Origin of the sequence: Bartonella sp. DGB1, assembly GCF_041345015.1 — a bacterium.
GTDB lineage: Bacteria > Pseudomonadota > Alphaproteobacteria > Rhizobiales > Rhizobiaceae > DGB1.
Genome location: NZ_CP166769.1, coordinates 1238249 through 1250897, shown reverse-complemented (window position 1 = coordinate 1250897; position 12649 = coordinate 1238249). Strand labels below are relative to the sequence as shown.

The following is a 12649-nucleotide window of genomic DNA, read 5'->3' as shown; positions in this document are numbered from 1 at the left end:
CATCTATTCTCGTATTCGAAGGTACATGATATACTGGTACTATACTTATATATACTAATAACTATTTATTATATTAGCATATTTAGAAATAAAGTAAATACATTACTTAAGTAATATAAAACATATTTATACCATAAAACTTCCAATATCATTTAAAAATGGTAATTTATACCAAAATTTATACCAAACGACATATTTTTAATTGCACTACTTAAACTAGCCTTCATACTAGTTTTGCCTGAAGTGGTTCTGTAGCTAACGCCTGCTGCTAAAGCCATTTCTTTTTCCCAGTAACCTGCAGCAATAGCAAAGCTTATACCACCTGCGGCAAATTCATTTGGTAAAGCATTAGAAGCTAATTGCATGGCAGCAGCTCTATGAGCTAGTTCAGAAGTCCCTTTAACCTCTTCCTTAGTATTATTTATTCCATGCTCCAGATCTTTTAAATTTTTTTCTATTGTATCTAATTCACGATCTAAGGTTCCTTTATTCATCAGATCTGTTTCATGTTTAGGGTCATAGACGTTAGTTATTATATTCTCGTCGCTGCTGTTATTATCGCTTCCCCAATTGAGGTTTCCTTGATCGTCTAATTTTGGTGTTTTATTTTTTAAATCTACAATTTGTTGTTTTAATGATTTAAGTTCGTCAATGAGTTTTTTAGAAATATCAATATCATTGTCGTTATATATCTTTTTTACTTTTTTATTTAGCTGACCAACATTCATTACATCAGTATCAGATTCACCTTCAGCGACATTAGTTAATCGACGTGCAAGACTTTGTTGACCAAAAAATATTTCATCATCAACTATATGAACTTTTGGTAGGGATAAAAGATTATCAATAAAGGCAATATTATCGTTATCTTTTTGTTTGAGTAGATTATCTAGGGTCTTGTTAACCATTAATTTAGTTTTTCTAACATTTTTACTGCATCTGTTTCATTTTCATCAGCATCGCCTAGATTAGAGATTTGGTTGCTGTTAGCATTATAAAAAACACCCCGTTCACCTAATAATAAAGTTTGACTTACATACTGAGCTGATTCGTTTTCAATATCTATATTTTTTATAGAAGACAAGCTCGCTATTTCTTTCTTTATAGTCTCTATTATTGTACTATCTTTTACAGTGATTTTTATTGAGGTATCAAAGCCATCTGGTTTTAGCGTTGATATTTTCTGAAGGAGATCGTCTTTTTTTCTATTTATCTGACCAACGTTAATAGCATGATGTTCAGATGACCCATCCTTTACATTATTAATAGTTTTATTATTAGCATTATAGTTTTTACCGTTTAAATAGATAGCAAATTCATTTAATTGCTTCATATTAATTACGTCATTATCTTTTTCACCTTTAGCGACATTAGAGATTTTTTTATTTTTACCATCATAATTTTTACCATCATAATAAAGAGCATAGTTATTTAGTTGTTCAATATTAATTACATCAGTATCATTTATACCTTTATCAACATTAGTTAATCGACGTTCCAGCCCTTTCTTACCAAAGCTAACTACATTACCATTAGCGAAAGAGTTATTACCTATAGCTATACCCCCCGCTTGAGCATTAGCATCATTACCAAATGCTAATGAATTTTCATCTTTAGCCGAGGCGGCATTACCTATGGCGATAGAAGTAGAATGATTTGTATTAGTGTTATTACCAATTGCTATGGCGACTGGATGCTCATTAACTTCACCTAAACGAGATTTAAGATTTTCATTAATTAATGATTCAGCTGTTTTTAGATTTACTGCATCTGTTTCATGTTCAGCATCTTCTAGGTTGGAAATGCGTTTATATTCAGAACTAAAAGCATCATCTGTTAAGGCTAGAGCTCCATGCATAACATCAGCTATATCTTGCTCAAGTTTTTCTTTATCATGATTAAGATTAGCTAATGTAGCTGCGTCATTATCTTTTTCACCTTTAGCGACATTAGAGATTTTTTTATTTTTACCATCATAATTTTTACCATCATAATAAAGAGCATAGTTATTTAGTTGTTCAATATTAATTACATCAGTATCATTTATACCTTTATCAACATTAGTTAATCGACGTTCCAGCCCTTTCTTACCAAAGCTAACTACATTACCATTAGCGAAAGAGTTATTACCTATAGCTATACCCCCCGCTTGAGCATTAGCATCATTACCAAATGCTAATGAATTTTCATCTTTAGCCGAGGCGGCATTACCTATTGCTATAGCATTAATATGATCTGCCAAAGCATTATTACCAATGACTAAAGCTCCTTTAATAGATTTTTCATTGATTTTACCTAAACGAGTTTCAACGTTTTTGTTAATTAATGATTTAGCTGTTTTTACATTTACTGCATCTGTTTCATGTTCAGCATCAGCTAGGTTGGAAATGCGTTTATATTCAGAACTAAAAGCATCATCTGTTAAGGCTAGAGCTCCATGCATAACATCAGCTATATCTTGCTCAAGTTTTTCTTTATCATGATTAAGATTAGCTAATGTAGCTGCGTCATTATCTTTTTCACCTTTAGCGACATTAGAGATTTTTTTATTTTTACCATCATAATTTTTACCATCATAATAAAGAGCATAGTTATTTAGTTGTTCAATATTAATTACATCAGTATCATTTATACCTTTATCAACATTAGTTAATCGACGTTCCAGCCCTTTCTTACCAAAGCTAACTACATTACCATTAGCGAAAGAGTTATTACCTATAGCTATACCCCCCGCTTGAGCATTAGCATCATCACCAAATGCTAATGAATTTTCATCTTTAGCCGAGGCGGCATTACCTATTGCTATAGCATTAATATGATCTGCCAAAGCATTATTACCAATGACTAAAGCTCCTTCAATAGATTTTTCATTGATTTTACCTAAACGAGTTTCAACGTTTTTGTTAATTAATGATTTAGCTGTTTTTACATTTACTGCATCTGTTTCATGTTTAGCATCTTCTAGGTTGGAAATGCGTTTATATTCAGAACTAAAAGCATCATCTGTTAAGACTAGAGCTCCATGCATAACATTAGCTATACGTCGCTCAAGTTCTCCTTTATAATAATTAAGATTAGCTAATGTAGCTGCGTCATTATCTTTTTCACCTTTAGCGACATTAGAGATTTTTTTATTTTTACCATCATAATTTTTACCATCATGATAAAGAGCATAGTTATTTAGTTGTTCAATATTAATTACATCAGTATCATTTATACCTTTATCAACATTAGTTAATCGACGTTCCAGCCCTTTCTTACCAAAGCTAACTACATTACCATTAGCGAAAGAGTTATTACCTATAGCTATACCCCCCGCTTGAGCATTAGCATCATTACCAAATGCTAATGAATTTTCATCTTTAGCCGAGGCGGCATTACCTATGGCGATAGAAGTAGAATGATTTGTATTAGTGTTATTACCAATTGCTATGGCGACTGGATGCTCATTAACTTCACCTAAACGAGATTTAAGATTTTCATTAATTAATGATTCAGCTGTTTTTAGATTTACTGCATCTGTTTCATGTTTAGCATCAGCTAGGTTGGAAATGCGTTTATATTCAGAACTAAAAGCATCATCTGTTAAGGCTAGAGCTCCATGCATAACATCAGCTATATCTTGCTCAAGTTTTTCTTTATCATGATTAAGATTAGCTAATGTAGCTGCGTCATTATCTTTTTCACCTTTAGCGACATTAGAGATTTTTTTATTTTTACCATCATAATTTTTACCATCATAATAAAGAGCATAGTTATTTAGTTGTTCAATATTAATTACATCAGTATCATTTATACCTTTATCAACATTAGTTAATCGACGTTCCAGCCCTTTCTTACCAAAGCTAACTACATTACCATTAGCGAAAGAGTTATTACCTATAGCTATACCCCCCGCTTGAGCATTAGCATCATTACCAAATGCTAATGAATTTTCATCTTTAGCCGAGGCGGCATTACCTATGGCGATAGAAGTAGAATGATTTGTATTAGTGTTATTACCAATTGCTATGGCGACTGGATGCTCATTAACTTCACCTAAACGAGATTTAAGATTTTCATTAATTAATGATTCAGCTGTTTTTACATTTACTGCATCTGTTTCATGTTTAGCATCTTCTAGGTTGGAAATGCGTTTATATTCAGAACTAAAAGCATCATCTGTTAAGACTAGAGCTCCATGCATAACATTAGCTATACGTCGCTCAAGTTCTCCTTTATAATAATTAAGATTAGCTAATGTAGCTGCGTCATTATCTTTTTCACCTTTAGCGACATTAGAGATTTTTTTATTTTTACCATCATAATTTTTACCATCATGATAAAGAGCATAGTTATTTAGTTGTTCAATATTAATTACATCAGTATCATTTATACCTTTATCAACATTAGTTAATCGACGTTCCAGCCCTTTCTTACCAAAGCTCTAACTACATTACCATTAGCGAAAGAGTTATTACCTATAGCTATACCCCCCGCTTGAGCATTAGCATCATTACCAAATGCTAATGAATTTTCATCTTTAGCCGAGGCGGCATTACCTATGGCGATAGAAGTAGAATGATTTGTATTAGTGTTATTACCAATTGCTATGGCGACTGGATGCTCATTAACTTCACCTAAACGAGATTTAAGATTTTCATTAATTAATGATTCAGCTGTTTTTAGATTTACTGCATCTGTTTCATGTTTAGCATCAGCTAGGTTGGAAATGCGTTTATATTCAGAACTAAAAGCATTATCTGTTAAGACTAGGAAATCACTCGATATCACCGCTATATCTTGCTCAAGTTTTTCTTTATCATGATTAAGATTAGCTAATGTAGCTGCGTCATTATCTTTTTCACCTTTAGCGACATTAGAGATTTTTTTATTTTTACCATCATAATTTTTACCATCATGATAAAGAGCATAGTTATTTAGTTGTTCAATATTAATTACATCAGTATCATTTATACCTTTATCAACATTAGTTAATCGACGTTCTAGCCCTTTCTGACCAAAGCTAACTACATTACCATTAGCGAAAGAGTTATTACCTATAGCTATACCCCCCGCTTGAGCATTAGCATCATTACCAAATGCTAATGAATTTTCATCTTTAGCCGAGGCGGCATTACCTATTGCTATAGCATTAATATGATCTGCCAAAGCATTATTACCAATGACTAAAGCTCCTTCAATAGATTTTTCATTGATTTTACCTAAACGAGTTTCAACGTTTTTGTTAATTAATGATTTAGCTGTTTTTACATTTACTGCATCTGTGTCAGTTTTAGCATCTTCTAGGTTGGAGATTATGGAATTTTTAGCATCATAAAATTTAAGTGATTCACCTGATTTACCAGATTTATTTACTAATAATAATGTCTTATTTACCGAGTATTCTTTATAGTTAGATGTTTCTTCATCAATTATGCTGTTTAAAATATAAGAGGCTTTTTTGTTAAGAATCTCAGTGATCAATTGATCTGCCAGAGGATGTATGAGATTATCTGTGAACAGTTTTTTAGTGAGTTCTTCTACTCGATCATTTCCAATCTCATCTTTAACATCTTTTTTAATTGAATAAAAAAGCTCTCTTTCTTTACTATTTACTTGACCAACATTGATAGCATCATCTTTAGACAAACCATCTTTTACATTAGTAATATTCTTATTAATAGCATTATAGGCTTTATCATTATAATAAGGAGCAAACTCATTTAATTGTTTTACATTGATAACATCATCTCTATTTTTAGCTGGTGCAACATTAGAAATTATTTGATCTATAGCAGAATAAGCATCATTATTAAGATAAATGGCAGAGTTATTTAGTTGTTCAATATTAATTACATCAGTATTATTCATACCTTTAGCAATGTTAACTAATTTGCGTTGTAGATTGCTTTTACCAAAGCTAACCTCATTACTATCATCAGCTGAAGAATTGTTACCAATAGCTATACCACCATTTGTAGCACTAGCATTATTGCCAACTGCTACGGCATTATTACCTCTTGCTTTAGCACTGGCACCTATTGCTATACCAGTAGCATGATTTACTAAAGCATTACTACCAATTACTAAAGCTTTTTTATGAGATTTTTCATTAACTTTACTCAAACGAGTTTCAACACGTGTGCTAATTAATGATTTAGCTGTTCGTACATTCACTATATCTGTTTCAAAAGTAGCATCACTTACATTGGAGATTTTTTTACTTTGAGCATTAAAACCTTCTCCATTTAAAATCATAGAATTACTAAACTTGTTATCTATAGTTGTATTCAATTCTTTTATAGCTTCATTTAAATTAGTTATTGTAGCGGCATCCGTAGCTTCTGTACCTTTGGTGACTTTAACGATATTTTTACTACGCGCATTAAAACCTTCTCCATTTAAAATCATAGAATTACTAAACTTGTTATCTATAGTTGTATTCAATTCTTTTATAGCTTCATTTAAATTAGTTATTGTAGCGGCATCCGTAGCTTCTGTACCTGGGATAACATAAGCTATCTTCTTCTTACTAGCAGTACTATATTTTTTTCACACCATCAGAGTAAATAATATTATCCTTTAATTGCCCAACATTAATTACATCGGTATCAGATTTAGCGTTAGCAATGTTAACTAATTTGCGTTGTAGATTGCTATTACCAAAGCTAACCTCATTACTATCAGCTGAAGAATTGTTACCAATAGCTATACCACCATTTGCAGCGCTAGCATTATTACCAAATGATAGGGAATTCTCCTTTTTGGTTTTAGCGATGCTACCTATAGCGATAGAATCAGCACCACTTGTGCTAGCATTATCACCAATGGTTATGGATTTATCGTGATGAGCACCGATTGTACCTAAACGAGATTTAACATTTGTGTTAATTAATAATTTAGCGGTTCTTACATTTACTGCATCTGCATCAGAATTGATGTTCGCATCAGCTAAATTAGAGATTTTTGTGTTTTTAGCATCATAAACTTTTACTGATAACAAAGTTTTATTTATATCATGCGGGGTTCCAGCCGCTGTTTTTTCATCAATTACCTTGGCTAATAGACCCGGTAGAGCTTCTTCAATTGTGTTAGTGATAATCTTATTTGCTATAGGATTAGTTGTCTCATTCATAATTTTGAGAGCGGTATCTCTTATTTTATCATGTTCAATATTATCTTTGATATCTGTTTTAATTGAAGAAATAAACTTTTCTTCTTTTTTATTTATTTGACCAACATTGATAGCATGATTTTCAGATGAGCCATCTTTTACTTTAGCAATAGATTTATTTAAAGCTCTATAGCTAGATTCATCAAAATAGATAGCAAATTCATTTAATTGTTTCATGTTAACAGCACTATTAATCGCTGAATCTGCAGGTGCATTTGAGATTTTTTTTCCTTTAGCATCATAATTTTTACCATTATGATAAAGGGCATATTCTTTTATTTGTGATATAATAGCAGCATTATCATTAGCTGTTCCAGGGGCAGCATTCGTTAATTTACGTTCTGATTGTTTTTTACCAAAAGATGCAACATTAGATTGATTTTTTTCCAGTATTGAATTGCTACCAATGACAATACTACGTCTTGTATCTTCAGCGCCAGCGTTAATATTAGCTCCTAAATAAACACCATCTTTGCGGTAAACTTCTGTTTTCTTATGCTCTTTTATGCCACTTATAATGTTATGACCTATACTAGTATTACCAATACGAAAATCATCGTTAATAATTTTATTGCCAATAATAGTGCTTACAGCTCCATAATCATTTGTGATATCTCTACCTAAATAAACATTATCTTTACGGAAAGAACTAGCCTTTGAACCTATTGATACGTGACGTCTGTCCTCACGTGACATCGAGTTTATAGTATTTTTTAGCTGTTTTACATTGATAGCATCTGTGTCAGTTTTAGCATCAGCTAGATTAGAGATTGCTTGACCATTTGCATCAAAGTAACCTTTTTTATTTAATACTATTGGCTTAGTAGCGTCTAGTCTATCTAATAACTGTCTATAAGTAATCAGATCAGAATCGTTTATTCCTGCAGCGATATTAGTTAATCTACGCTCTGAGCCTTTTCCACCAAAAGAAACAACCTTGGATTGATTCTTGGCTACCGTTGACGATTCACCAATGACAACAATCATTTCTGTGCCTGGATGTTGGGCATAAATGTTAGCACCTAAAGCAACAGAAGATTTTGCAGTCTCTGGATTATCAGGAGTTGCTTTTAGTCCATTTACAATATAATAACCGATATTAACATTCTGAATACTTTTGCTATCATCCTGTATTTGAGCACCAATATTCACACTTTTCTTACCATTAAAATCGTCAATATAGTTACCGATATTAACATTATATCCACCAGAACCAGTAAATTCTTTTTTTGTAACCCCTATTAAGATATTAGCCTGATATTTTGCATCTTTATCTGTGTGGAGTTTTTTTTTCTCGCCATCTGGGTTACGGTACTTTTTAGTTGTTTTACATTGATAGCATCATTATCAGCCTTAGCATCACCTAGATTATAGATTGCTTTACTATTTGCATCAAAGCAACCTTTTGCATTTAATACCATTGGCTTAACAGCAGTAAATCTATCTATTAACTGTTTATAAATAACAACATCATTATCATCTGCTCCCGCAGCGATATTAGTTAATCTTCGTTCTGATCCTTTTTTACCAAAAGACACAACGCCAGATTGATCAGTATCTATAGTGGAATAATGACCAATGATAACATTATTCTTTGTAGAGTCAGCTTTAGCCGCAAAAGAAATATTATTACCTAATATAACAGAATTTTGTTTGTGTACTATATCTTTTCCGGTGTATGTGTATGTAGGATCATTGAAAGAACCGATGACCACTTGGTAAGAGGTGGCGGCACCTTCTACACCTAGATTAGCTTCATCGTAAAAGAATGTGTTATTGGAGCCAATAAATGCTCCTAGAGAAACATATCGCGCCGTTATATTACTACCTATAGAAACATGATTACCAGACAAATACCCTTGCTCTGCACTCTGATTAGTACCTATTATCGTAGTATTTTGATTATTGTCTTCATGACTATTTTTACTACCAATAGCAAATATATTGTTATTAGGTGACGCATCATTACTACTAAATTGACCATAGTTAACAAATTGTTTCACTTGCTTAAAATTTATGGCATCACTAGACGCTGTACCTGCAAGAACATTAGAGATTTTTTTGCTTTCAGCATTATAGTTTTTACCATTATAATAAAAAGTATATTTTTTTAGTTGTGAAATATTAACAACATCATTATCATCTGCTCCCGCAGCGATATTAGTTAATCTTCGTTCTGATCCTTTTTTACCAAAAGACACAACGCCAGATTGATCAGTATCTATAGTGGAATAATGACCAATGATAACATTATTCTTTGTAGAGTCAGCTTTAGCCGCAAAAGAAATATTATTACCTAATATAACAGAATTTTGTTTGTGTACTATATCTTTTCCGGTGTATGTGTATGTAGGATCATTGAAAGAACCGATGACCACTTGGTAAGAGGTGGCGGCACCTTTTACACCTAGATTAGCTTCATCGTAAAAGAATGTGTTATTGGAGCCAATAAATGCTCCTAGAGAAACATATCGCGCCGTTATATTACTACCTATAGAAACATGATTACCAGACAAATACCCTTGCTCTGCACTCTGATTAGTACCTATTATCGTAGTATTTTGATTATTGTCTTCATGACTATTTTTACTACCAATAGCAAATATATTGTTATTAGGTGACGCATCATTACTACTAAATTGACCATAGTTAACAAATTGTTTCACTTGCTTAAAATTTATGGCATCACTAGACGCTGTACCTGCAAGAACATTAGAGATTTTTTTGCTTTCAGCATTATAGTTTTTACCATTATAATAAAAAGTATATTTTTTTAGTTGTGAAATATTAACAACATCATTATCATCTGCTCCCGCAGCGATATTAGTTAATCTTCGTTCTGATCCTTTTTTACCAAAAGACACAACGCCAGATTGATCAGTATCTATAGTGGAACCCTGACCAATCACAACACTATTCTTTGTAGAGTCAGCACTAGAGTTAGTATTAGCACCCAAATTAATGTTGCTTAGTTTAGTTGAGTCCACTTTATCACTAGAGGTATTTCTAGGTGCAATGCTAAAACCGATATTAACGTTCTGACTTAATTTGTCTCCGTAATGTATCTTAGTACCAAGATTCACATCTTTAGCAGAATTTTTAGCTATAATATTATAACCTATATTAACATTATCCCCGAAAAAGGAATTTCTATTTTTGTGTGAAGAGTTTATAAAGACGTTTCGATGCGACCATCCGTCTTGTTCAGGCCCATGATAAGATGTTACAATCTCGTTAGAGAAAAAATCTTTCATTTGCTTTACATTTATAGCATCTGTATTCTGTTTGCCATCAGCAACGTTGAGGATTTTTTTACCTAAGGCACTAAAATTACCGGTGTAATTTAAACGCATTCCATCAAATATATTATTGTCATTTTTTAATTGACCATAAGTAACAACATCATTATCATGTGCTCCCGCAGCGATATTAGTTAATATTCGTTCTGATCCTTTTTTACCAAAAGACACAACGTCAGATTGACCAGTCTCTATAGTTGAACCTGCTCCAAGGACAACACTGTTCTCCGTGCTTCTAATATCAAAAACAATATTGGCACCTAATGTAGTGAAAGATGCTGGAGAAATAGTGCGTGAAGCTTTACCATATTTGTGATCATTCTTATAACCGATGATTGTTTGACGAGAAGTAGGAGCATGACTGTAGCCGTTAGTAGTAGTTCGACTACCAATAATCACGCTATCAGAATTATTAAATGCGTAAATAGTGCTACCCACAGTTACCATTTGTGTATTGTTCCCGTTATATCCGAGAGACAACTTACCAATAAATGTATGAGCAGTCCCAGTAATACCGGAGGTCATGCCAATAATAAAATTACCAGCATTAAGCTTATTACTAGCACCAAATTCTACAAATCTTTTAATTTGCCCTACAGAGATGGCATCGGCTTTCTCTTTGCCGTCTGCAATGTTGGTTATTTTATACCCACCAGGATCAAAATATAACCCTTTCTGTACGTGCAATGCATTTTTATTTAAATCATCTTTTTTGAGACGCAGCTGACCATAAGTAATAACATCAGTATCAGTTTTCCCTGTATCGACATTAGTTAATCTAATCAATTTATTATTTTTGCTAGAAAAGAATATCGTGTTAGATAAATCAACACTATCCAAATTTACTCCAGAACCAATGATAACACTTTGGCTAAGATCACTATTTTTAATATCAATATGACTACCTAAATAAACGCTACCACGACTATTGGATGATTGGTCAGGGGGTTGTGTATCTTTAAATTGTTTACACTGATTTAATTTATTACCGTAGCCTATTGATACATTCTCGTAATCACTACATGCGCCCAGATAGTGCGCTGAAAAATCTGCGCCAATATATGTATTTCCTGATATCTTTTCCTCGGGGATCGAATTTATAATACGGTAATTACTACCTATAATAACATTATTGATAAGAGGATTTTTCATGTAAGAAGCGTGTTTAGTGTAACCTAGAATAGTAGTGCCAACTATTTCACTTGACTTTTCAATAACTATAGGATAAGAGGTAATGGCAAATACATCACTAAAAACACCTTGCGCTTTAACTGTTATACGGAGGGTGCCGTTATCGAGGAATTCTCTTTTTTCTTTTTCGCTGACTATCATATCGTTATAGTTAGCGCTAACATTATTAACAGATTTAGTAAGTGGATTGATATCATTAGTATTAATTGTGTTACCAAAGTTTTTGTTGTTAACCATAGCATTTAGCCCATGATCAGCAAAAAGCGCTATGTCGGATGAACCACTCTTATTATCTATATAAATATACGTTGATTTAGGATATAAAATTACCGATTTAGTATTGTTAGGAGTATTAACTTTAAAAGCGGAAGAGGCAGTTGTTTTAGCCATCAAACCACCTTTCATCATATTGTAATTTACCGGTAAGTTAATAGAAGAACGATATTTTTTTTGTGCCTCAGAGGGCTTGGGGGCTTTCTCATTATTGACATTAGCCAAAACAGTACCAGAGGTAAATAAAGATGCGGTAGTTAGAACTGTACTGCCTAGCAAAAGGCGTCTTAATTTTTTTGAATGTGATTTTCTAATAATGGACTTCATGCTATTTTCTTACTGTGTGACAAATATTAAAAACAATAGATTACTTTAATAGAATATAGTATATCATAGTTATATATATTATAATATATAACTATATTATAGTTATAGTAATTTGTCCAGAGTATATATTTAAATATTTTTTATTAGTTAAATATATTTGTTATAGAGTAAATATTTAAGGAAGAAAGCATAGTTTATTATGAGCTATAGTTTTTTTTAATTACTTATAGGAATAACTTTAATAATTTGTACTATTATAAGACTAGATGTTAGGTTTTATTGATGGAGGAATGACTAAATCTTAAAATAAGAATTAGTAAATTTATTATATATTTTATGGAAAAATATAATAAATTTATATTGATAATAATATTTGTATTAGAGTTGTGACACTATTTATATA

Annotated in this window: 5 protein-coding genes; all 5 read right to left on the bottom strand. The window is 32.0% G+C overall.

Features of this window, described 5'->3' with window-relative positions; genetic code table 11:
- Positions 1–152 precede the first annotated feature (152 nt).
- Positions 153–908: a YadA-like family protein gene (locus AB6T46_RS06275; RefSeq protein ID WP_370931288.1), complete on the bottom strand. Its 756-nt coding sequence runs from the start codon at positions 906–908 to the stop codon at positions 153–155.
- Positions 908–4186: a hypothetical protein gene (locus AB6T46_RS06270; protein ID WP_370931287.1), complete on the bottom strand. Its 3279-nt coding sequence runs from the start codon at positions 4184–4186 to the stop codon at positions 908–910. The genes AB6T46_RS06275 and AB6T46_RS06270 overlap by 1 nt, the downstream gene beginning before the upstream one ends.
- A gap of 206 nt (positions 4187–4392) precedes the next feature.
- A complete protein-coding gene (locus tag AB6T46_RS06265) occupies positions 4393–6393 on the bottom strand; it encodes a hypothetical protein (protein ID WP_370931286.1) in 2001 nt (666 codons plus the stop codon).
- Positions 6394–6523: 130 nt separating this feature from the next.
- Positions 6524–8308 (bottom strand): hypothetical protein, encoded by a 1785-nt coding sequence (locus AB6T46_RS06260; protein WP_370931285.1) that lies wholly within the window; start codon positions 8306–8308, stop codon positions 6524–6526.
- A gap of 89 nt (positions 8309–8397) precedes the next feature.
- The gene (locus AB6T46_RS06255; protein WP_370931284.1) at positions 8398–12246 is read right to left on the bottom strand and encodes a hypothetical protein; all 3849 of its coding nucleotides are present in this window, start codon (positions 12244–12246) and stop codon (positions 8398–8400) included.
- Between the last annotated feature and the right edge of the window lie 403 nt (positions 12247–12649).